Genomic DNA, 23,731 nt, shown 5'->3' on the forward strand with positions numbered 1-23,731 from the left:
TGCTTGTCGTCTTACAATATGGATTTTTACATATATATCAAGGTTAAAATGGGAAAATAACTCGAAAATTTCGGCGACTTATTCGTGTCAGCGCTTTCCATTAACTTCATCTCAATCGATCTCATTGCAGGTTTCGGGTAAATTCTGACGGGAGTGGTGCTTTCGGGAATGTATTAGCAAGCGCAACTTACGATGGCAAATAGGGACCCGCTGCCGGCTCAGGCGCTGCGTCGGGTCCCTTTTTCAAGTGCAGGCTTATTCGGATATCATGCGGTTCGTGAGGCTGCCCAGCTTCTCGATATTAATCGTGACGATGTCGCCGGCCTTTAAGTAGACCTGATTCTCCGGAGGTTTGCCGAGCACGACGCCTTCCGGCGTCCCGGTCAAAATAATGTCGCCGGGCACGAGCGTCATATGGTGCGAAATGTAGCTGACGATCTCGTCACAGCGGAAAATCATGTCCGACGTGTTGGAATGCTGTCGCACTTCGCCGTTTACTATGCACTTGATGTCTAGTGCGTTCGGATCGCCGACCTCGTCCGCGGTAACGAGGTACGGCCCGATCGGCGAAAATTTGTCGCACGACTTCCCGAGCAGCCACTGCTGAGTGCGCATCTGCAGGTCACGCGCGGACAAATCGTTGGCGGCGCAGTAGCCGAATACGTAGTCCAGCGCCTCTTCCTTGGCGACATATTTGGCCGTCTTGCCAATCACGATGACGAGCTCGGCTTCGTAGTCAACTTTCTGCGATGTGCGCGGAAGCGGCACGTCTTCGCCGTCAGCAGCCAACGTGTTGCTGAATTTGCTGAACAGAATCGGATACTCCGGGATTGGCGCGTTTGTCTCCTCGGCGTGTTTGCGGTAATTAAGGCCGACGCAAATGATTTTGTTCGGGTGTGTGACACACGGTCCGAGCTTGAGACCCGCTTTTCCGAGCAGGACGTCGCTGCAAGACGCCAGTGTGCGGTTAACTGCTTGCTGCAGCGTCCGAATCGCTTCCTCCCCGCCCTCGATCACTTCGTGCACGGTGCGCGGTCCCGGGCCGTCGCCAAGCGCCGCCGCAACGTCGACGATGCCTACCTCGGTAGCGACACCGAGGCGGTATGTATTGCCTTCAAGATAGGTTAGCAGTTTCATAGGTTATGGTCCTCCCTAAGCATTTTTTCTGAAGACGATGACGCCATCGAAGTAGAATGGCAAGTCCATCATGAACTTCCATTCGTTGGAGGCAAGGAACAGTGCCTCATACTTTTCCTCCTAATCGGTCTACGTCTGGCGCAAATATAAAGGATGTTGTACATACGGTGCGTAGTCTACCTGCATCGACTTGGTCAGGGCCAGCCTCGTGAATGGCCCCGTCGTCGCTGATGTCGGCATTGCTTGAAGTGCATGAAGCCTCCGATGTACGCCGGGGTTCGGGCGAGAGACTTAAGAACTGAAACTAAAAAGCTGGTGTTTTTACTTTTAAATGATCACGAATCAAGTAAACTGCCTCTTAGAGAAAAAGTCTTCAATTGAGGTATCATCCCCGCTAGTTAATTCATTTCACAAATAAAAGCCGCAACTGGTTTTGAAATGATCAATTCTCCCCCACATGATTCAATTTTTTGTCTAGTTAGAGTAAAGAAAGTGTGTGAAATTGCTTCCCGTTGTTCGCGGCTTAATGATATATCATGAAAAGGACCTTGATAGAGTTGAGTTGCCATATAGTATTTTAACACAGGCTCTGGATCTGTTACCTTGAATCCTGCCTCATAAGTTAGTAGTTTTACTCGATTAAAGTGCTCTAACAGTATGGCCTCTCCATTTTCTAAGGAAAAAGGAATCGGGTCGTCTTTAATTTCAAATGGGATATGTAACTGATGCATTGTCTCCTGATGCAGTGCGAAGAATTCAGGCATCCCCCGGCTGCTATTAGTCGTAGCTAAAAATTGTCCTGTATTTCTTAAAACTCTGCTAATTTCCTTCAATCCTTTTTTCAAATCAGGTAGATGGTAAAGCATGTGATTAGCCATGACGACATCAAACTCATCAGAAAGAAACGGCAATTTTTCAGCGTCAACAATCATGTGGAGGATAGGTAGCCCTTCCTGTTCTGCCTGAATACGTGCTGAATTCATAACTCCTTCTGTTAAGTCACAACAAACCATAAACCCGCCATTATTCTTCAAAATTTTACTGGTGGGGATCGAGAACCTCCCATTCCCTGTTCCAATATCAAGAACGCGTTCATTGCCCAACAAGTTAAGCTTATCTATGGTCCAAGTTTCAAACATTTCTGTTGATATTCCGTATTTACCCATAACCTCATACTTAGCACTAAGATTATTACCTGTGTTATAAATTGATCGTATGCTTTCTTTATTTTGTGAATTCTCGTAGTAGTTCCGGACTTGACTCATTTTCTCGCCCTCCTAACCGTAGTTTATTGTTCATAAATTCAATATAAAATAAAATTTCGATAAAAGTTAGGGGTTGAATTTGTCGATATTCCTGTAGTCTAATTAGCACTATTCTGCCCGTTAGCTTAATGTCTGAAGCCAGTTATAGATTTGTTACTCCATTTTTGCGGGGATCAGCTTATCGTTCTCGGTTCTTCTTTGGGCCCTGCTCAGCCACGTATTATAAAATGCTAAAAACTACAATATCTTCAAAACAAAAAAAGCCGCTGTTTAGCGGCTTATAAGCGTGTATGTTCTTGTCGTCTTACAACCTAAGCGGATCTTGAGCAACATATTCGAGTCGCGCTCGCTCAAGATCCGCCGTGCAGATATCGGTTCTCATATTCAAGCTGAAGCACGCTTCAATCCGGGACATCGGGTCGAATGGGCCCATCGAATGGGAAGAGCTGACCAAGATAAGATGAATCATATCGAAGGTTTGACCAATGTACTCACGCGCCGTTTGTTAACAAGCGTTCGAGTTTTGTCTCGGTAATACAATCGGAACAACACTTCCGTAAATCGGATTTCTACCAAGATGCATTACTTTAGCCAAGCTATAAAGCGCGCGAGTATGGTGGACACTTCAGCCCGCGAGACAACACTGGCAGGTTCCAGAAGGTTCCCTGGCTTGCCGTTCAGGATTCCCACCTCCGTAGCCGAGCTCATAGTGTCCTTTGCCCAAACGGAAATCTCGCCGCTGTCCGGAAAGCTCTTGTTGATGCCGTCCACAGCAGGTTGCTCGCCATACCGGTACAGGAGCGTGATCAGCTGCTCACGGGTAATAGCAGCCTCCGGAACGCTGCCGTCGCTACCTGAAGGAACGCCTCTAATTGGTCGGTCTACCGTTATTTGTGCACATCGTGGCAGGCAGCTCGAATCGGCTGTAGCCCTCCATCCGGAACAGCCGGGTCGGTGTCGCCCAAGGAAGCGGATATTCACTGTACAGTTGCCGCTTTGCTGCTGCGTCTCTCATCTTTTCGGACAAGCTGGGCAGCAAGCGCACCGTGGAATCTCCATCCTCCCGCTCGGTCACGAATCGGCCGGGAATGGCACGAACGGCGCGAGCCGACTCATAGGCGCCGTTGGATACCAGCACGAAGCCTCGGCTTGCCTTGAGCGGCGAGAAGAGTGATTTCCCTGGGGTTTCAATCGCTTCCATCAGGTTCAGATACATGCTGCACATCAAATCGGTCGGACCAAACGCCAAATCCTCTTCGGCGTCCTGTGCGCTAATGGTCAGCTTGTTCTGGTAATTCCAATGCGCTTTCCCTCGCGTTCCATACACGGCAATCGAAGGCACTTCGCTGACTTCGTGACAAAGCATGGCGTAAAAATGAACGCTCACACCGTTAGCCATAACGGCGCGAATACAGGAGACATCGTCCCCCTCGATGTCATTGACGTGGTAAAGCTCGGCCTGCACCGATTCCGGGTACAAGTCTGCGGCGTCTCCTCCGGCCGCCAGCAAGCTATGGTGCAGCAAGTGGGCGAACGGATTGTTGAACGTCCCGTCCAGCACATACTGGCCGTCGCTGACCAGTTTGCCAGCCCAGCGGGTTCGATCGTAGTAAGAGCGAAGCCGTTTCCACATGCCAATGCCGACTACATGCTCCACCTGCCCGAGCACACCGGAGCTGATCCTTTCCAGCAGCGTTCGGAATGCCTGGCCCGACGTATTCTGGAAGTTCACCTGGCACAAGCGCCCGGTCTCCCTCTGCACCGCGATCATCTCGTCCAAGTCCTGAATCGTTACCGCCGGGGGCTTCTCCACCAGCACGTGAAAGCCCATCCGCATCACCTGGATGCACATCGGCTTGTGGGAGGAGATCGGTGTGACGATGACGACGAAATCGATATCCGGATGCAGCGTGAGCATCTGCACGTAATCCATATAATGGACGGCCCCAAGCGCGGTCAGCTTGTCGTAAGACTCCTGATGAGCGTCGACATTCGGCTCCGCAAAAGCAGCAACCTGCAGGCTACCCTCTTCGACCAGCTTCTGCATGACTTTCACATGTTCAGCGCCGAATCCCCCGATCCCGATCAGCGCGGTGCGACAAATCTTCACATTCCTTCCCTCCAAAGCTATGCCTTGACGAGCCGGGAACGATTCTCCCGGCCCGCCAAAGCTGCAAATTTATCATTCATACATGCTGCAAATAACGTTCCTTGATGAGCGTCAGCGCCTCGTCTCCCGGCATATCCCATACCTGCCGGTTGAAGATTTCCACCTCGATCGCCCCCACGTAACCGGCCGCTTCAACGGCATGACGCATCCGGCGCAACTCGATAAAGCCATCCCCCATCATTCCTCTGCCCATCAGCAGGTCGGGTACCGGCACGATCCAATCGGAGACGTGGAAGCCGAGTATACGCCCCCTGGCCCGCTCAATTTGCGCGTACAGCTCGGGGTCCCACCAGACGTGGAACGCATCGATGACGACGCCGACGTCTTGCGGGTCGTGCTGCTCCGCGAGCGTGTTGGCTTGCGCCAGCGTATTGATGACGGAGCGTTCAGCGGCGTACATCGGGTGCAACGGCTCGATGCCGAGCTTGACACCGTGCGAGCGGGCGAACGGCACAAGTTCCGCGATCGCTTCTTCGACTGTCTTGCGGGCGAAATCGATATCCTGGTCTGGCGCCGGTCCGCAAACGAGTACGAGTACATCGGTGCCGAGCTCGGCCGCTTCCTCGACAGCGCGGCGATTGTCGTCCAACCGCTCTTTGCGCGCAGGCGCGGTGGCCGCCGGAAAATAACCCCCACGGCACAAGCTGGAGACGCACAGGCCCGCGTCCCGCACAAGCCGCTTGCTCTCGGCCAGGCCATTCTCGGCCAATTTATGCCGCCACAGCGCGATCCAAGGCACTTCGGCGCGAACGCATGCTTCCACGGCCTCACGCATATTCAGCCGATCGGTCGTAATCTGGTTCAAGCTGAGTCTGTCTATGGAACGAAGCGGTTCCATACTGATCCCTCCCGGATTTCAAACATCTCTATAAATGATTACGGCCAAATACCCGCCAGCGCCAAGACAGGCTTCATCCGTTCGGTGGCAAGCTCCGGATCGGCCAATAGCCCGGCCCTGTCGGCAAGCACGAACAGCTCGGCCAAATGGACGATCGAGCGAGATCCTTCCGCTCCCCCGATCATGCGGAAATGCGGTTGGCGGCCGTTCAGGTAAGCCATGAACACAATTCCCGTCTTATAGGCGTACGTCGGCTTCTGGAAAATATGACGGGACAAGGCAACAGTAGGCTCCATTATCGCCTCATAACTGACCAGATCGCCTGCGTCTAGCGCATGAAGCGCCTGGGCGGCGGCCGGCGCAATCGCGTCGAATATGCCGAGCAGCGCATGGCTGTAGCCCTGCTCATCACCCTTGATCAGTTCAGGGTAGTTGAAATCGTCGCCGGTGTACATTTTGACGCCTTCCGGCAGCAGCCGGCGCATCTTGATTTCTTTACCGGCATCGAGCAGCGAGATTTTAATCCCGTCGACCTTGTCCGCGTTTGACCGAATGACGCGCAAACAAACGTCCATCGCGTCGTCCAGATCGTCCTTGCATCCCCAATAGCCGGCCAGAGCGGGATCGAACATGTCGCCAAGCCAATGCAGAATGACCGGCTGTTTTACCTGTCCCAAAATGCTACCATACACCCGCTCGTAATCCTCGGGCCCTTTCGCGCAAGCGGCAAGTGCGCGGCTCGCCATCAGAATGACTTGACCGCCCTCGCCTTCGATGAAGCCGACTTGCTCTTCATAGGCGGCTTCCACGTCGGCGATCGTGACCGACGGTCCCGGAAACAAATGGTCGGTTCCCGCGCCGCAGGCGATTTTGCCACCGACCGAGCGCGCTTCCGCGATCGAAGCGCGGATAAGCTCCTTCGAGCGGTTCCAGTCGAGGCCCATGCCGCGCTGCGCGGTGTCCATCGCTTCCGCCACCGCCAGACCGAGCGACCACAAATGGTGCCGGTAGGCGAGCGTCGAGTTCCAATCAATCTGCGAATGATGCAGCGGATCTGCGTCCGCAAGCGGATCGCAGACGACATGGGCGGCCGAGAAGGCGATGCGGCCCGTAAACGGCTTGGCTGGCACGGAGAACGAGCCTGCTTTGCCCGGAGTATATTCATACAACGCTCCCCCTGCGCGGGGGAGGAGCAGCGATTGGGTCATCTGTATTCCCCTCCTTAAGAGGTAATTAAAAAATCGGCTTCTGATCACGAAGTATAGCTATGAAGCTTACTCGACGTCGAATCTTGAATTCAGCCGGGCCTTCCGCTACTCACGTAGGTTCACCTACGCTGCGTTGCTCAGTCCCTAGCTTCATCCAACCTTCTCGGTGCTGAAAAGCCGATTTTTTTAGTATTTATTTTTACAGGCTCAGCTTCGGCACGTCGATCCAGCGGCGTTCCTGCCACGACTGCAAGCTGAGATCGGCAAGCTGGGTGCCCTTCGCGCCTTCGAGCAAATCCCACGGAAACGGCGTGCCGATGACGACATGCTTCAAGAAGAGTTCCCATTGCACCTTGAACGCGTTGTCGTATGACGCGTTGTCCGGCACCTCCACCCATAGGTCACGGAACTGGAACGGGTTCGGAATGTCCGGATTCCATACCGGCTTCGGCGTATTGACCCGATGCTGCGTCTTGCAGTCCCGCAAACCCGCCACGGCGCTGCCTTCGGTGCCGTCGACCGTAACCGTGAGCAGATCGTCGCGGTCTACCCGCACCGCCCAGGACGAGTTGGCCTGCACGATAATGCCGCCTTCCAGCTCAAATATGGCGTACGCCGCATCGTCCGCCGTGCATTCGTACGGAACGCCCTGCTCATCCAGACGTTTCGGAATATGTGTAGCGGCAAGACAGGAAACAGCCTTCACTTCCCCGAACAAATTCTCGAGAACATAGCGCCAATGTGCAAACATGTCGACGATTATACCGCCGCCGTCTTCCTTGCGGTAGTTCCACGATGGCCGCTGACCCTGCTGCCAGTCGCCCTCGAACACCCAATAGCCGAACTCCATCCGCACGGACAGGATACGCCCGAAGAAGCCAGAGTCGTTTAAACGCTTCAGCTTGAGCAATCCTGGCAAAAACAGCTTGTCTTGCACGACGCCGTTTCTCACCCCGGCCTCAGCGGCGATGCGGGCCAGTTCAAGCGCCCCTTCAAAATCGACGGCCGTCGGCTTCTCGCAATAAATATGCTTTCCCGCGGCGATCGCCTGCTTGATGCTTTCGGCGCGGCGCACCGTCGTCTGGCTGTCGAAATAAATTTCATAGTACGGATCGGCGAGGCATGCTTCAAGATCGGTACTCCAACGTTCGACGCCGTGGGCGGCGGCCAGCGCCTGCAGCTTGCTCTCCTGCCGGCCGACCAGAATCGGGTCGGGCATGATGACGTCTCCGTCCGGCAGCGCGACGCCCCCTTGCTTGCGAATCGCAAGAATCGAACGGATCAAATGCTGGTTGGTTCCCATCCGTCCGGTAACGCCGTTCATAATAATGCCGATGTTGCGAACTGCCACATTCATCGCTCCCTTCGCTTCGTATAACCGTATTGTAGTCGATGCGAAACCACTTTTCTTACGATTACGGGAACACGATTCTCAATTTTGGAAGCGAATTATTCGAGCAAAAAACAAAACCCCCGCCGGTGCTTATCCGATGGGGGATGAAGGGGAAAATATGTTTCAATAAGGCTCCCTGCCTACTCAGCTTGCGTGGGCGCGTTCAGCTCACGGTACGTTTTTGGCGATAGCTTGGCGACCGCTTTGAACGACCGGTAAAACGTAGACACGGAATCGTAGCCGACCTCGAAGCAGATCGATATAATGTCCTTACCCGTTTCCACCAGCAGCTTCTGGGCGACGCGGATGCGTACCTCGGTCAAATATTGCATCGGTGTCATGTTATACCGTTCCTTGAAGATGTTGTTCACATGCCGTGTGCTGATGTCCAGCTTGGAGGCGATGTCCCCAGCGGTCAGCGGATCAAAATACTTCGAATCGATATAGCTGCGAATTTTCTCGGCACGCAGCTTGTTGGAGCTGGAGCCCGCTCCGGCGGCCTCCGTTCCGGCCGATCGAACCAGCAAGAGCAGCAACTGAGACAGCTGGACTTTGAGCGAAAGCCGGACGAGCGGCGACAGCTCCCTGGACTGCTCGAACAGCATTTTCCTCAGCAGCTGTCGCAGTTCGCTCGCAGCAAACAATCCCGGCTTCATCAGGCAGGAGGCCGGAAAGTAGGCGTGGAGCAGCTGCGCCCTCATATCCGGATCGAGCACTGCCTCGTCAAACGCCAACACTAACAAGGTCAGCCTGAAGTCGGACATGACGGAGTGGACGGAATACGGAACGATCAGCGCCGTATCGTCGACCGCAAGCTCCCGTACTTCACCCCCTAGCCGGATCGTACCTTCCCCTTCCAGCACAAATAGCAGCTGGTACGTCTGGTGATAGTGCTCGGACACGAGATGCCCGCCCCTATGCTTCTGTTCGTATAAGTCTATCGCATTCCTGGACAAGTCAATCCATTTCATCGTCACGGCGAAGCCCCCGTTTTTTGAGCATTACATTTAAAGCCATTTTAGCGCGATCGGCGGCTTCGATACAACATTTTAGAATAAGTGAAGCTGACATGGACATTTATCGTTTGAACAAAATTAGCCGCAGTTACGCGGCTAATAAGCGTGTATGTTCTTGTCGTCTTACATGACCAAATCAGCCTGGCAGCATACCCCTTCATTATTTTTTATCATCTAACTCCAAGTTCTCTCCCCGCTTTATTCCATAGTGTTCGAGGGCTCGGATGCCACAGCTGCCGAGGACGTAAAATAGGCCTGCAGCCTCCGGTTCAACCATATGGAAGCTGCAATAAACAATGCCACTCCGATTAACTTGACGGGCTGGGCAATAAAATCGGACAGATGCATTCCGATATAGGAAACGCAGAATACCATGACACCTTTGCCTAGAGTTACGGCTGCCGCAAAGGAAACCGTCGGCATTCGCGTTAATCCCGCGGCCATGTTTATGACTACAAACGGTCCTATCGGGAGCATGCTTAAGAGAAAAACGAAGCTAAACCCGTTCCTCTGCGCCCATACCATGGCCATCCGTACTTTGGGCCTGACCGCCCAGCGTTGAATAAATGGTGTATCCGACGCTTTGCGAAAAAGCCAAAACGTAAGAAAACTGCCCGTTACAAGGCCGATCCACGAATATAAAAAACCCAGCCACAATCCATAGATGGCGGCATTGGCGCCGACAATCATGATAGTAGGCAGCGGCGGAACGAAAGACTTTAGAAAAGTTAGCAGAATGCCGGGCAGCGGCCCCAGCGAGCGGAAACGCTCCAAAAGGAGTTCGATGTTTTGCTCCGTAAAATACTCCATTATGCTGATCTCAGCGCCTAACATAGAATGTGTTTCCCCCTATAACTCCAAGTGATTTCATGATAACTCTATATGATGCTCTTATTTTCTAAGGTAGTAAAAGTTCTGTCGGCATCATTGTACTATTCAAATTTTAACTGGAGCGAATCACAAATTGGCATATAGCCTATCTTTTGATAGATACTATTAGATGTGGGATTTGCTAGGTCTGTATATAAGACGCACTTAGTAAACCCTTTATCCAATGCAAGTTGGCTTATTTGCGCCACAATTGAAGTAGCGTAACCCTTCCTGCGCTCATATGGAGGGGTATATACAAATGCCACGCCAATAGCCGTCTGCAATTCCCTTGTATATCCTGCCATAGAAACGGGTATCCCGTTGTCCTCTAAAATATAGAGCTTTTTTGATGCTATTCGGTAGAGGTAAGGGTCTGCATTTTGCGGGATGGACATTTCTGTTTTGCCATAACTCCCCGCTGCATAAAATGCTTCAGCCCAGTATGGGAAAAAGTGAATGTCCTTTTCATTTAGCAATCGAACGATACCAACCTTTTGAATGTCTGGGTTTACTGCCGTAAGTTCATAGATACGTTGGCTCATGGTGGTTTTAAAGGTTATTCCCTTGCGCAAGGTATATTCTTTGGCAAAATATTCTGCCAAGGTTTTTTCAGTTATCACACCTGGAATTTCACGGTCTTTCAGCCCATCTATCAGACAGTTTATCGCATCCGGGTTAATGATGTTGTCTGTTGCATAAAGCGTAATATTGTGTGGCGGTGTCATTATGGCGGTAAGTTGTATGCCCTTAGCATCCGTAATAGTTGCCATAAGCCAATTTACAGGGTTACGCCAGTCTGTTGTGTCTTTTCCTTCGTGCCCCATTATGATATTGCCAAGAGGAATCAAATTTTGCGCTTCATGACGCATCAGCACATCATAGGTGTCATTGTAAAACTCATGCACATCCGTATACAACTTGAATTGCATTGCAATATCACCCTTTCATCAGCTCAACTTCTGATCGTTAATCCAGCCTGTTAAACTACACCAATCCCTACCCAAAGCTTCAGCATCATCATATTCAAGTTGCCGTAATGTCAAACGTTCTGTAACATCAATTTATTCATTCGATAACCCTCCAATATAATAAATATTCTATGAAGACGCAAAAAAACCCCATCCCATTAGGGACGGAGTTACTCCGCGTTACCACCTTGATTGACGTTTATAATAAACGCCCTCTTAGCCATCGTCCAACAACGATGCTTCTTTGTAACGGTAGAATCCCGGGCCCATCTACTATAATTCGGAGGCCAGCTCTGAGGTGATTTTTGATTCGGATATCCGCTGCCTCGCACCAACCGGCAGTTCTCTGAACGGCGTTTCCTGATCTACTTGTCCTCTTCACCGCATTTGGTAATTAATAATTAAGTTAACCATACATGTTCTTGTCTTTTTCGGCAAACATTTTTTATGCATTTTTTATATTTGATATCCCAAAAATTAAATTTTTTTGAACATATACCCATGTCCCCATAATGTCTGAATCCATCCATTTCCTTCCGGGTAATAGGAGAATAGCTTATCACGCAGGCGTTTAATGTGGGTATCTACTGTACGCCGATCGTAAATCCCTCTGTGCGATGACTTCCAAACTTCAGTATGCAATACTTCACGAGAATAAACTTTTTCTTGGTGTGTGATCAGGAAATAGAGCAGATCATATTCTTTCGGAGTCAGATGGATCTCATTTTGTTTCACCATGACACGGCGTGCTGAAGGATAAAGCACAATTTCACCAATCTTGAAAGCGTTATTTAGCAAATCACCGGTTTCAGAAACATAGGGACCGGGAGAATATACACGGGTTATCATGTTTTGGATACGCAGCACAATTTCCCTCGGGCTAAATGGCTTGATGACGTAATCGTCTGCTCCGGCTTCAAAACCTTCAATGCGGTCCTTTTCTTCCGATCGCCCAGATAACAACAGAATCGGAATATCAGGTTGTGTCTGTTTCATACACTTGCAAATCTCAATCCCATTCATGTCAGGCAGTAACCAATCCAGCACGATCAAATCATAATTTGCGTGGTTCTCACCATATCTTTCGATGGCTTGTGTACCATTCGATGCTTCTTCGACTATGAATCCTTCGAACTCCAAATACATTCGTAGAATGTTGCGAATGCGTGTCTCGTCATCAACTAGTAAAACTCTTCTATGGTTTGTTATCATTTTTAATCGCCCTCCTACGCCTGAGTGAACGGAATCAACCAGTTAGCTTACAGGAGCTCAAGCGGTTTAAACTCCAGATTCACCAATCATCTGTAGTTCAATCTGTTTTAACTTATAAAAGTATCCCTTCTGTTCCATCAATTCCTTAAATGAGCCGATCTCCACAATTTCGCCCTGCTCCATGACGACAATCTGATCCATCTTCTCTAAACCGGTCAGGCGATGACAAATGAGAAGAAGTGTATCTCCGCTCGCTTGCTCGTACAATTGCTTTAGAACGCGCTGCTCGGTTACATAGTCCAGAGAAGACGTTGGTTCGTCCAGCAACCACAGATGTCTTTTGCGCAGCATGGCTCGTGCTAGGGCAAGACGCTGTTTTTCCCCATCGGATAAGTTTTCACCTTTCTCATAGACCACCTGGTTTAGCGAAACATTTGGTAATTGGGCTTTAGCAAGTACCTCCATTAGCTCCTCGTCAGAATGTTCATCTGCATTCTCCAACAGATTTTCACGAAGCGTCCCTTTGAAAAAATGGCTTTGTTGCAACACTACATTTGTCAATTCCCAGATGTTTTCCTCATCTAATTCGTTAATCAAGACTTTGTTTATGCGTATATTCCCCGATGTTGTTGTTCGCAGTTTGAGCAACAACTCGATTAATGTAGATTTTCCTGACCCGCTCGGCCCAACAATCGCTGTTTTAGAACCTGCAGCAAGTTGCAGTGAGAAATTCAATAGTGCTGGCCGCCACTCCCCCTCATATTGAAAAGTAACATTGCTTATTTCAATGGATACAGGTAAATCGGTTGGCAAAGACTCAGACTTACTTGATCGTAATGTTGCAGCTTGAGATGGTATTGTTTCCGTCAGCCGATTGGCTGCATGTTCGCTATCTTGCTTATATGCAGGTAATACGGCCAAAGGAGCTGCCTCTTCGAAAACGGTTTGCGTGGCCATGACCAGCATGGCAAGAAATACGCCAGCAAGTCTTCCGTCCAGAATCAAATAGGCACTGAGCGTCAGCACACCCCAAGCAACAAAAAATGTAACAAAAACATGCATGGATTGTCCCCGTAACAATTGGACAGCAGCTCGTTGCTGTTCAGCTGCCAATAAAGCTGAATAGCGCTGAAGCTGCTCCTCACGCTGTGCCAATTGCCCATAAATCTTTAAATCACGAAATCCATACAGTGTTTCTGTGATTTCCGTGGACAGTTTCGATCGCTGCTCGCGGACGCGCTCATGAATTTTTCGCTGTCCCAACAGAACGATTCCAGGCACGACCAGTGAAGTCATCAACATTCCCAATACCAGCAAACCAGCAATCCAGAAGGAATAGGAAGCTGTAAAAAGCACCGTTGCCAAAAACACCATCATTACAACAAGCGGCGGATATGCAACGCGCAGAAAGTAATGTTGTAAACTTTCTACATCTCCAACGATCCGTGCAAGTAAGTCCCCACTTCGATTTTTATTCAGTATTCCAGGTGTCAAAGGGACGAGCTTAGCAAAAAAGGAAGTTCGCAGACGGCTGAGGATGGAGAACGTCGCCCGGTGGGTATACAATCGTTCTCCATAACGGCTCACCGACCGGAGAAAACCGAGAAATTTCACAAGAGAGGTAAGGATAATCAATGTATAGAGCGGTGGCGCAAATACCGTTTGAGAAATCAGATACCCGCTTGCGGAAAAGAGAGCTACACCGGCTATTCCAGCAATAAACCCTCCTATTATCGAAAAGATAATATCCTTCCGCTCTTGAAACATCGCTTTCGATAACATAGCCAGCTCACTCATGCTAATTCTCCTTTTTGTTGAACAGCGACCATTTCAGCATATTGGGGCAAGCGTTTCAGAAGTTCCTCGTGACACCCTGAACCCACGATCGATCCATGGTCTACAAACAAAATGTTGGTGGCGTGTTGAATCGTATATAAACGATGTGCCACAGTAATCATGGTAGACGTTTTCGACAATGTGGAAATGGAACGTTGCAGTATGCTTTCGGTGCGCAAATCGAGCCCTACTGTAGGCTCATCGAACAATATGATGGCAGGCCGCTTCAAAAATGCGCGTGCCAGGGCAAGACGTTGCTTTTCGCCACCCGATAGTCCACGTCCGCCTTCGCCAACGAATGTATCAAACCCCTTATCCAATTGTGCTGCAACCGCTGTAAGTCCGGCTTCCTCTGCGGCCTTCTCGATTTCTGCCCTAGAAACGTCCCTACCCGCACCGATCGCAATATTTTCTGCGAATGTACCAGCAAAAATGTAAGGGTGCTGTGTGATGTAGCTAACCTGTTTAAACCATTCTTCTTCATGATCATGAGAGAGTGGGTTTCCATTAACCAGAATGACCCCCGAATCCGGTTTCAGCAAACCGGCAATAAGATGAAGAAGTGTCGTTTTACCGGCTCCACTCTTTCCAACAATGGCAATGTTGTCCCCCGGTTTAATAAACACACTTCCCGAGTGGAATTCAAATGAATCAGGAGCATACTGAAATCGTACATTTTTTAATTCTATCGAAGGGGGTACCGGAAGTGTCTTTGCATGGGACAACTGAAAATTTGGCATCCGATCGTTACTATCGCTTACATGCGCTTCTACCCTATTTTTCTCAAGCATACTCTCAACCTTACGGATCGCTCCCATGCTTGTCCGCCCGCTATGGAAAGCGGTGCCTGTATTTTTTAAGAGATTATAAAATTCTGGAACGAGTAACAGAACGAGTAAAGCCGTGTGAAACGCCATTGATTTGAAAACAACCAACTGAATGGCCAACTCAAGGGCGACAATACCGATACTAAGCATCACAATGGATTCCAACATGAACGTATTCATGAATGCGATCTTCAAAATATCCATGGTTGTGTCACGATAGTTGAGACTACTGCGCTCTATCTCCTGTTGCTGACGCTGAGTTCGCCCGAATATTTTCAATGTAACCAACCCTTGAAGGGAATCCAAAAACGTACCGGAAAAGTTGGCCAGCTGCGCATATTTTTCTTCCGATTTATTTTTCGTCTTTAGCCCCACCAGGATCATGAATATCGGAATAAACGGAGCCGTAAACATCATGATCCAACCTGAATTGGCATGTTGAGTAAATGTAACGATCAGGACCAAAATGGGAATGATCATCGCTTCCACCATTTTCGGGATGTATTGACTGAAATAACTATCCGCCTCATCTACTGCATCCAATGCTACGCTGACCCTCTCTCCCGTCTGCCCCTGAAGACTTAAACCCATGGAAACACGGGTCAAGTTTTGCAAAACAGATTCGCGCATGTTGGTCTTTGCCGTGGCAGCCATATGAAGACCAATTCTCCCATTGACAAATGATAACAATGTGCGTAAAGCCATCATCGCCAAAAGCATGCCAAGGATCAGCGCCACGGATGAGAAAGAGGCTTTTTCCACGAAGATACGCTGAATGGCTTCTGCAAGCAATGCAGCCTGACCAACAATGGCTGTGCCAAGTGCAAAGGATATGATGCCAAGAAGAACAAGATAATTTCGTTGTGCAGACATGTGTTGAGCAATAAGGTTTTTATTTCTCTTCACGTAAAAACTCTCCTCCTTCCGGAAAGTGGCCTTGAGGGGATATTCCCCTAAGAAACAATGAACTACTCTATTTGTTTCCTTTCACATAATCCGCATCAAACAGAAAAAGCCTGAAGACCAAGATCAACGAAGGAACTAAGAGACACATACCACCGATAAACGCCACTACCAGTGCGAATCCCATAGACGAAGAGGTGACACTACTTTGAATGGTGATGTATGGATCAAGAATGTAAGGATATTGCCCGATGCCGTAAGCAAAAAAAGCACTGAAGAATTGCAGCATGATGCATATAAACGCCATCCCGTAACGGCTTCCTCGGTATAATAACCACATGGCAATCATGAAAAAGGCAACTGAGAGCGCGAGCAGCCACCATAAATCCATCATATTTTGGAAATGCCGTTCATTGTGTTGACCCAAAAAAATAAATGCTGTCAGTGCGATAACGATTGTAGGCGTGCTCCAAAAAAGCGCATAGGTTCGCATCAATTTTAATGCAGCATGATCTTCAGCACGCGAAGCGTAAAAAGCAAGAAAAGCAGCGCTAATGAATAAAACAGATACGATAGCCAGTCCAACGATGCTCCAAGACAGTGGACTGCTCAAGAGTGCCCAGTAATCCAACGAGGCCGTCTCTCCTTGTTTCAAGATAAATCCGCCTTCGGATAATGTCAGCGCCACTGACAAGGAAGCAGGAATAAGCACTCCGGTTGCTCCATACAGAAACAGATAAACCATATTATGTTTGGAGCCATAATTTTCAAATGCATAGAATGAACCGCGTATAGCGAGCAAAATGACCGCAAGACTTCCTGGGACAAGCATGGCTGATCCATAATAATAGGAGGTTTCCGGGAAAAAGCCGATGATGCCAATGTAGAAAAAAACGAAAAATACATTCGTGATTTCCCAAACTGGCGATAAGTAACGGGAAATCAGTTTATTGATGACATGATCCTGTTTGGTTAAACGAGCATAAAAGGCAAAGAAACCTGCGCCAAAATCAATGGAAGCGATGATGATATATCCGTACAAAAACAACCAGAGCACGGAAATTCCAATCAATTCGTAATTCATCATGTGTGCTCACCCTTCAATGTTGATTTGTCGCTTGCACGCTGCGTCCACGTCTCCATCTCAACTTCAGCCGGATTGTTATAGAACATGCGACGAAGCACAAGAACACTAACGGTTCCCAATACGATGTATAGTAGAAGGAAAAAGAAAAAAAGGATCCTGACGCTTGGGGATGTCGTAGCCGCTTCCTCTACACGCATATATCCTCGGATAATCCAAGGCTGCCTGCCGAGTTCTGCGTAAAACCACCCCAGTTCAACTCCTAAAAAAGCAAGTGGTGCTCCTAATGCAATCATTCGCAGTATCCACTTGTTGAGTTCGTTACGCTTTTTCCAAAATACAAATAGGAAATACAGAAAGGAAATGCCTAAGAATAAAAATCCAATGGTTGCCATTAAATCGAAAAAATAATGAACCACGAGTGATGGTTGTTCATCGATAGGAAACTCATTAAGACCCGTTACTTCTGCATTGAAATCTCCAAAAGCCAAGAAACTCAGAAATTTGGGAAGGTGGAGTGCTCCTATAATTTCATGCTCAGCATTAAGCCACCCTAAAAATATCAAATCTGCGCCGCTTTCCGTTTCAAAATGCCATTCGGCAGCCGCAAGTTTTTCAGGTTGATGTTCGGCCAAAAACTTAGCGGATACGTCTCCGGCTAATGTGTTTACTAAACTGAACAATAAAACGACAGCCATCATCAGCTTTAAGGCTTTTTTGTGGTATGCTGAAACCCCTTTTCGAAGTATTGCGAATGCAGCAACACCTGCCAGCAGAGCAGCTCCTGTTAAATAGGCCGAACTTAATACATGAAACACCTTGGAGAATGTTGCCGTACTCAGCATGGCTTGAACGGGGTCAACGGCCGTGAATTGTCCAGCTTCAAACGTAAATCCCCCTGGTTGATTCATAAATCCGTTAACCGTCGTGATAAATACTGCTGACATCCCTGCACCGACGACAACAGGAATCGTTAGTAACCAATGCATCATCGGGTTTTTAAATCGTTCCCACGTGTAGAGGTAAATCCCTAGGAAAATGGCTTCAAAAAAGAAGGCGAACACTTCCATAAACAATGGAAGCGCAATAACATTTCCCGCAAGTTTCATGAAATTGGGCCATACCAAGGAGAGTTGTAACGAAATTGCTGTTCCTGTGACTACGCCTACTGCAACAGAGATAACGAACCCTCGTGACCACCTCTTTGCCATTAGAATATAATGAAGATCTTTCTTACGAATACCGATAAACTCGGCGAGTGAAATCATTAATGGAATACCCACGCCAAGTGTCGCGAAAATAGCGTGGAATCCTAGTGTCATTCCAGTCACGAGTTTACTCCATAGCACCGTATCGATTCCCATATTAACTTCCTCCCTTCCACGCTGTTCCTGTACACAAAATAAAAAATGAAAACATCAGGTTTAGACGTAAAACTTTACGACCTACGGGGGCTAACTTATGCTCTGCTCCTTCGTGAATAAAAAGAGAACTTTTTCACATAGTAAGTTGGCATTTCCCCAAATGTGTGAGAAATGCAGTTGAAAGTTTACAAAACCTGATATTTAAAATTTATTATATATTCGACGTTTAGCCTTGCAATCGTGGTCACACCTTCTCCTCTAAACGTTCAAGTAAAAATCAATTCTTTCTTACAACTCCGTGAAAAATACAAAAACCACCCGTTTGGGCTATTGCATAAGACAGCTGCCCAGTTCCCTTCCGATGTGCCAGTACACCAGATTAACAGGTTTTTAGGCAGCATTGCTGCAAATAGGATGAGAAGATTTGTGTATTCATTAGCATGTGCTTGTTATCCCCATCCAACTTGCTGAGTAAAATCCCTCCTTCCAACAAGGAAAATGTAAATGATGCTAGCGCATCTACATCCAGATCCTCCCTAAACTCCCCAGCTTGAATGCCGTCACGAATAATACTTTTCATCATATCCAAGAAGGTATGCATCCCTTGCCTTGCCTGACCACAAAGCTCCGAATGAGTATCGTCACTTTCTACAGCTGTATTCTGCATGGGACATCCGCCAATAAATGGGGGATCGTTGACTACGTTCTCATAGACACGAAAAAAAGCAACCAACTTTCCTGACGCAGACTGCTCTTGATCGACCGCTTCAGAAAATTTACTGGCGACCATACTGGCAGCATAATTGTAGGCTTCAAGCGCGATCTCGTCTTTACTGGCAAAATGTCGATAGATGCCCCCCTTCTTAATTCCTGTGTCGGCAATAATATCGTTTAGCGATGTACCGGCATATCCTCTCTGGTTAAAAATTTCAGCCGATTTCATAATGATGTGTTCCCTTGTTCTGTCCCCTTTTTTCATGAGCTCCTCCGTATGAACCGTGTTTTATTTCATTTGTTTTAAAGAATTACCCAATTCTTCCTTGCAATTCACTCATATCATGCTAATATAAAAAATACCGATCGGTCTCTTTTCGCATTATACAGTAAGCCATTCTAGAATGAAATAGCGCTGGGTCATTTTTATTCCATTGCAGGCATCGGCTTGTTGGAATAAATAAAACTTATAGGGGGATTTTTCAGTGACTGTAAAAGTAGGTATAAACGGTTTTGGACGAATCGGACGACTCGCTTTTCGCCGAATTAAAGATGTGGAAGGCGTCGAGGTTGTAGCGATTAACGACCTTACGAACGCTAAAATGTTAGCACATCTGCTCAGATATGATACGACGCAAGGCACTTTTCACGGTGACATTGAAGTCCATGACGGAACCTTCAAAGTAAACGGCATAGAGGTTAAGGTTTTGGCTAAGCGGAATCCTGAAGAGCTTCCTTGGGGTGAGCTTGGCGTTGATATTGTTCTCGAATGTACAGGCTTCTTCACCACGAAAGAAAAGGCCGAGCTTCACCTGAAAGGCGGAGCGAAGAAAGTCGTCATTTCCGCCCCTGCTACAGGCGACATGAAGACGATCGTATACAACGTGAACCATGACACCCTGGACGGAACGGAAACCGTCATTTCCGGTGCCTCCTGCACAACCAACTGCCTGGCCCCTATGGCTAAAGCTCTGCACGACAAGTTTGGTATCCAATCCGGGCTGATGACGACCGTTCACGCATACACGGGTAACCAGAACACGCTTGACGCTCCGGATCCAAATGGCAATTTCCGAGCTGCGCGCGCCTCAGCCGAGAACATCGTTCCCTACTCCACCGGTGCCGCAAAAGCCATTGGCCTGGTTCTTCCGGAACTGAAGGGCAAACTGGATGGGGCATCTCAACGTGTACCTGTACCAACAGGTTCCGTGACTGAACTCGTTGCCGTTTTGAATACCAAGGTAACGGTTGAGCAAGTTAACGATGCGATGAAAGAAGCTTCCGATCCAGAAACTTTCGGTTACACGGAAGACGAAATTGTATCTTCCGATATCAAAGGCATCACATTCGGTTCGCTTTTCGACGCCACGCAGACGAAAGTTCTGACCGTCGGTGACCAGCAATTGGTGAAAACCGTAGCTTGGTACGATAACGAAATGTCTTATACAGCCCAATTGGTTCGTACGCTGGAGCACTTCGCTAAGATCGCTAGATAAATATTCAAAAGATGGAGAGAAGGAAAATTCTATGAAGGATGCACTCCACAATACGATGATGCCGATTCGGTGATAGCGCTGTGCGAAGGCTGGGACGCTGCATCCCTGCTTCACGTTACAGATCGCTGCGCAAGGTGGAACCTCCCACTTCTGCGGTTCTTGAGCAAATCCGCGGCGGCGCCATGCGGTCTCTCCTGAATTCCGAACCGAAAGGATGATCACTCACAATGAAAATTCTCGTCACGGGAGGCACCGGCTTGCTCGGCAGCCGCATGATCCCGAAGCTCGTGGAGGATGGTCACCAGATATTCGCCCTCACACGCTCTGTATCATCTCACGCCATACTCAAGGCCATGGGTGCGACGCCGGTCGATGCCGATCTCGAAAGCAGCACGCCAATCGTGTTACCGATGATCGATGCGGTTGTGCATGCTGCCGCCCTTTTCCGCTTTTCAGGGCCTCGCGAACCCTTCTTCCGTACCAACATCGATGGCACCGCAGCCTTGCTGAAGGCAGCCGAGTCCGCCTGTGCGAAGACATTCGTCTACATCAGCGCGGCGGGGATCCACATGGATAACGGCGGTACGCTCATCCGCGACGCCGATGAAAGCGCGCCGACTTTCCCGAACCACTTCTCCGCCTACCTGGCGAGCAAGGCACGGGCCGACTCATTGGTTCTGGCAGCCAACAAACCCGGCTTTCGGACGATCGCGCTTCGCCCACCGGCTATCTGGGGGCCTGGTGATCCGTTTAGCCGAGCACTTCCCGAAGCAGTCGGATCTGGACAGTTCGCGTTCATCGACCGTGGCGATTACCCTTTTTCAACCTGCCATGTGGACAATGTGATTGAAGCCATACAATGCGCTCTTGAACGCGGGGAAGGCGGCCATGCCTTCTTCATCAAAGACCAGGAAGGGCAGACTTTCCGTGAGTTCGTCGCCTCGCTTGCGAACTTGCAGGGCCTGTCCATCGATAAGGTGCGTTCGATGCCCTACTGGCTCGTCTCTGCCATTGGCCGGCTGTTCGACACGATCTGGGCCGTCAATCGGAAAGACGGCGATCCGCCGATCTCGCAATCGATGATACGCATGATTGGGCGTGAGTTCACCGTCAACGATACCGCTGCACGTCGAGAGTTAGGCTATGTCGGAAGAACTTTACGCGATGCTGGTTTGCAAAGCTATGAGGAACCATCTGCTCGACGATAGGGCTTTGGAGGGCAAACGACGGCAATCGATCGTAGTTGTTCTCTGGACTGGCTCTTTTGGCCAATTTGGTAGGCAGCGTCTGACGAAGATAAGCACTACAGGATCATCAAAAAGCCTTTTAGCGCAATAAAAAATGGAGCAGTCGCCGCCGGCGATATGCTCCTCTATTGTTTAACTAAAGTCTCCGTTTTAGCATAACGCCACTATCTGCTTATCCTGATTACACACTCACCCTGAGCGGCGGGTATAATGGCTGTAAGCTTCATTCGATACAAAGCATCTCCCCATATCTCTCTCATGATTTCGTCCTCGAGTAAAATTTTCTCTACTGAGTACGCATACATTTCGCTGTCATATTGTATTTTTACCCTATTGTTATTTTTATCTTGAAGGATAATATTCCCAATTTCTTGGGTTTGAGGAGGGTGAGGCGTTATTAGAATCTGTGTGATATCATCCGTCACTTGATTTAGAAGAAAATTGTCACTGATTTCAATATTCGGGGACAAACCACGATAGAAATGAACTGATCGTATCCAGCTTCTTATTCCGGCGAGTTCGGGGTAGGCTCCCGCGAGATTCATGGATAACGCTGTAACTTTATCATTCAGGTTATACTCGACTTCATCGGCCCTAAATTGTCTTCCGTCCTGTTGCTGAACGCCATTTACCATAGGGAGATTGTGATATCCGGATTGCATCGCCCACAGAGTATACCGCTCCGAGAAAAACGATTTAGATGTATAGGTCAATAATCCGGGATCAATTATCATCGGGGAGCCATTACAATATACAATGAATTGTCCAATGTCATTGTGATTATGGCTTTCACCGTTATGCCCGCCCTTGGCAGCTAGGAATAGCCCTTTGGACGAACCCTCCTGCTCTCGTGCCACCATGATTTGAATGCAGTCAAACCATGCATCTCGAATATAAGGAGATTTTCCGGAATATTGCTCTACTTCCGTATAATTAAATAAAGCCGGCAAAAGGCGAAACATGGATGAAAACTCTAAGCGGGTCCCCTCTTCCCGCTTCATTCTCTGGACCCTTGCTCCAAGCTCACACAACCTTGAATCTCCAATACGGCGTCCATACCGATATGTAAGTTCCGCGGGGATATGGACTTGTGCCTGGCTGTCAGCAAAGTTGACAAAATACGAGTCATCGATAAAAGCTTTGTAAATATAACATCCAATTTGCCTGATTTGAGGTTCTTGGTATACATCAATTTTACCGCCGGAAACGCCGTGAAGCAGTTCCAGACTATCAAAAATCGTTCCTCCGGCATACATCCAATACTTCGGGCCTTCCTCACAACCGCCGTCTGAAGGGAGTCTATGTAGATACATATCTAAGCTTCGCATCGCCTTGACCACCGCTGCTTCCCGTCGATTAGGGTCGTCTTCCAACAGCAAAAACGCCGCTAAGCAGTTTGAATTACACCATGAATTCCAATTGTTCAGCATCTTCTCCTGATTGAAACCCATCCACCAAAAATCATTCCGCTGTAAATAAGGATCAAGAATCCTCCTTTTAACCTCGTCCTGTATACGCTCGCTTACCATAATGCTTATTCCATCCAATTTGGTTTTCAGCAGATAATAAGTCCATGCAAGCAGCGCGGCCGTCTCGGCAGAGAATAATTCAATGATCTGATCCGATATGTCTGGAAGTGGATCCTGCCTCTTCATCATATAACCGTGGCCAGGGATCCCCCAGAATGTTTCTTCACATATACACCATATTCCGTTTATGATATCATCCATAAAGCGTCCCTGGTTTTCAAAACATTCGGCGATGACTAAAGAAGCCAGCACCTCTCTTCTTTTCCACGAAGCATTGTCAAAATCGACCCGATTACCCGTTCTGCTATAATCCATATATTGAGTGGCAGTTATAGTAGGCCATGCATAATGAAGCTTACTTGTGGCTTCATTGATCCAAAAAGACCTAAGATTCAATGGTAGCTGGTTCCATTGATTTCGGTCTTCAATTGTAGGAAACGGTCGGTAATTATTCCGGTCAAGCAAGCACTTTCCAAGATTGTCATTAATAAATCGCTCTGCCAACATGAACGTCAACCTCTTCCCAATATATCAATGATGAAAGCCTTTTACATTAGCCCAATGAAGAATACTTGTTATACCGTCGCATACCCATAACTTTCGTTCACGAATTTATCATCCACTCCAAAATCAATTACAGATGTGTTGGAGTTT

General features: G+C 48.5%; 19 protein-coding genes and 1 other annotated feature. Of the genes, 2 read left to right on the forward strand and 17 right to left on the reverse strand.

Annotated features, from left to right (window positions below; genetic code table 11):
• Positions 1-255: 255 nt before the first annotated feature.
• From BCV73_RS13165 to BCV73_RS13240, 16 genes are all read right to left on the reverse strand, one after another.
• Positions 256-1,137, reverse strand: coding sequence for a fumarylacetoacetate hydrolase family protein (locus BCV73_RS13165; protein ID WP_089547444.1), 882 nt, complete (start codon positions 1,135-1,137; stop codon positions 256-258).
• 398 nt (positions 1,138-1,535) lie between these two features.
• On the reverse strand, positions 1,536-2,402 hold the full coding sequence (locus BCV73_RS13170; protein WP_089547445.1) for a class I SAM-dependent methyltransferase: 867 nt from the start codon (positions 2,400-2,402) through the stop codon (positions 1,536-1,538).
• Positions 2,403-2,984: 582 nt separating this feature from the next.
• Entirely contained in the window at positions 2,985-3,383 is a 399-nt protein-coding gene (locus BCV73_RS36125) for an S-layer homology domain-containing protein (protein ID WP_143811862.1), read from the reverse strand.
• Complete coding sequence (locus tag BCV73_RS13180) at positions 3,271-4,512, reverse strand: Gfo/Idh/MocA family protein (protein WP_089547447.1); 1,242 nt, start codon at positions 4,510-4,512, stop codon at positions 3,271-3,273. Before BCV73_RS13180 ends, BCV73_RS36125 begins: the two co-directional genes overlap by 113 nt.
• Positions 4,513-4,588: 76 nt before the next feature.
• Positions 4,589-5,410: a sugar phosphate isomerase/epimerase family protein gene (locus tag BCV73_RS13185; protein ID WP_089547448.1), complete on the reverse strand. Its 822-nt coding sequence runs from the start codon at positions 5,408-5,410 to the stop codon at positions 4,589-4,591.
• Positions 5,411-5,448: 38 nt separating this feature from the next.
• Complete coding sequence (locus tag BCV73_RS13190; RefSeq protein ID WP_089547449.1) at positions 5,449-6,618, reverse strand: dihydrodipicolinate synthase family protein; 1,170 nt, start codon at positions 6,616-6,618, stop codon at positions 5,449-5,451.
• A 199-nt stretch (positions 6,619-6,817) separates the two neighbouring features.
• On the reverse strand, positions 6,818-7,969 hold the full coding sequence (locus BCV73_RS13195; protein ID WP_089547450.1) for a Gfo/Idh/MocA family protein: 1,152 nt from the start codon (positions 7,967-7,969) through the stop codon (positions 6,818-6,820).
• A 182-nt stretch (positions 7,970-8,151) separates the two neighbouring features.
• Positions 8,152-8,982, reverse strand: coding sequence for a helix-turn-helix transcriptional regulator (locus BCV73_RS13200; RefSeq protein WP_256993139.1), 831 nt, complete (start codon positions 8,980-8,982; stop codon positions 8,152-8,154).
• A gap of 243 nt (positions 8,983-9,225) precedes the next feature.
• On the reverse strand, positions 9,226-9,861 hold the full coding sequence (locus BCV73_RS13205; RefSeq protein WP_089547452.1) for a TVP38/TMEM64 family protein: 636 nt from the start codon (positions 9,859-9,861) through the stop codon (positions 9,226-9,228).
• Between the two features lie 98 nt (positions 9,862-9,959).
• Positions 9,960-10,826 carry a GNAT family N-acetyltransferase gene (locus BCV73_RS13210; RefSeq protein ID WP_089547453.1) on the reverse strand — a complete coding sequence of 289 codons (867 nt, stop codon included), beginning with the start codon at positions 10,824-10,826 and terminating at the stop codon, positions 9,960-9,962.
• 196 nt (positions 10,827-11,022) lie between these two features.
• Positions 11,023-11,256: a binding site (T-box leader), on the reverse strand.
• Positions 11,257-11,342: 86 nt separating this feature from the next.
• Positions 11,343-12,077 carry a response regulator transcription factor gene (locus BCV73_RS13215; protein ID WP_089547454.1) on the reverse strand — a complete coding sequence of 245 codons (735 nt, stop codon included), beginning with the start codon at positions 12,075-12,077 and terminating at the stop codon, positions 11,343-11,345.
• Positions 12,078-12,143: 66 nt separating this feature from the next.
• Complete coding sequence (gene cydC / locus BCV73_RS13220; RefSeq protein WP_089547455.1) at positions 12,144-13,874, reverse strand: thiol reductant ABC exporter subunit CydC; 1,731 nt, start codon at positions 13,872-13,874, stop codon at positions 12,144-12,146.
• On the reverse strand, positions 13,871-15,613 hold the full coding sequence (gene cydD / locus BCV73_RS13225; RefSeq protein WP_481855836.1) for a thiol reductant ABC exporter subunit CydD: 1,743 nt from the start codon (positions 15,611-15,613) through the stop codon (positions 13,871-13,873). The genes cydC and cydD overlap by 4 nt, the downstream gene beginning before the upstream one ends.
• A 100-nt stretch (positions 15,614-15,713) precedes the next feature.
• Complete coding sequence (locus BCV73_RS13230; RefSeq protein WP_089547457.1) at positions 15,714-16,730, reverse strand: cytochrome d ubiquinol oxidase subunit II; 1,017 nt, start codon at positions 16,728-16,730, stop codon at positions 15,714-15,716.
• On the reverse strand, positions 16,727-18,091 hold the full coding sequence (locus BCV73_RS13235; protein ID WP_089547458.1) for a cytochrome ubiquinol oxidase subunit I: 1,365 nt from the start codon (positions 18,089-18,091) through the stop codon (positions 16,727-16,729). The genes BCV73_RS13230 and BCV73_RS13235 overlap by 4 nt, the downstream gene beginning before the upstream one ends.
• A 379-nt stretch (positions 18,092-18,470) precedes the next feature.
• Positions 18,471-19,070 (reverse strand): TetR/AcrR family transcriptional regulator, encoded by a 600-nt coding sequence (locus BCV73_RS13240; RefSeq protein WP_089547459.1) that lies wholly within the window; start codon positions 19,068-19,070, stop codon positions 18,471-18,473.
• Positions 19,071-19,290: 220 nt separating this feature from the next.
• Here BCV73_RS13240 and gap point away from each other — a divergent pair, with 220 nt between their 5' ends.
• The gene (gene gap / locus BCV73_RS13245) at positions 19,291-20,301 is read left to right on the forward strand and encodes a type I glyceraldehyde-3-phosphate dehydrogenase (protein WP_089547460.1); all 1,011 of its coding nucleotides are present in this window, start codon (positions 19,291-19,293) and stop codon (positions 20,299-20,301) included.
• Positions 20,302-20,528: 227 nt separating this feature from the next.
• Positions 20,529-21,509 carry an NAD-dependent epimerase/dehydratase family protein gene (locus BCV73_RS13250; RefSeq protein WP_089547461.1) on the forward strand — a complete coding sequence of 327 codons (981 nt, stop codon included), beginning with the start codon at positions 20,529-20,531 and terminating at the stop codon, positions 21,507-21,509.
• A gap of 203 nt (positions 21,510-21,712) precedes the next feature.
• Here BCV73_RS13250 and BCV73_RS13255 read toward each other — a convergent pair whose 3' ends face one another.
• Positions 21,713-23,584, reverse strand: coding sequence for a heparinase II/III domain-containing protein (locus tag BCV73_RS13255; protein ID WP_089547462.1), 1,872 nt, complete (start codon positions 23,582-23,584; stop codon positions 21,713-21,715).
• Between the last annotated feature and the right edge of the window lie 147 nt (positions 23,585-23,731).

Source organism: Paenibacillus sp. SSG-1 (genome assembly GCF_002224835.1).
Classification (GTDB): Bacteria; Bacillota; Bacilli; order Paenibacillales; family Paenibacillaceae; genus Paenibacillus_AQ; species Paenibacillus_AQ favisporus.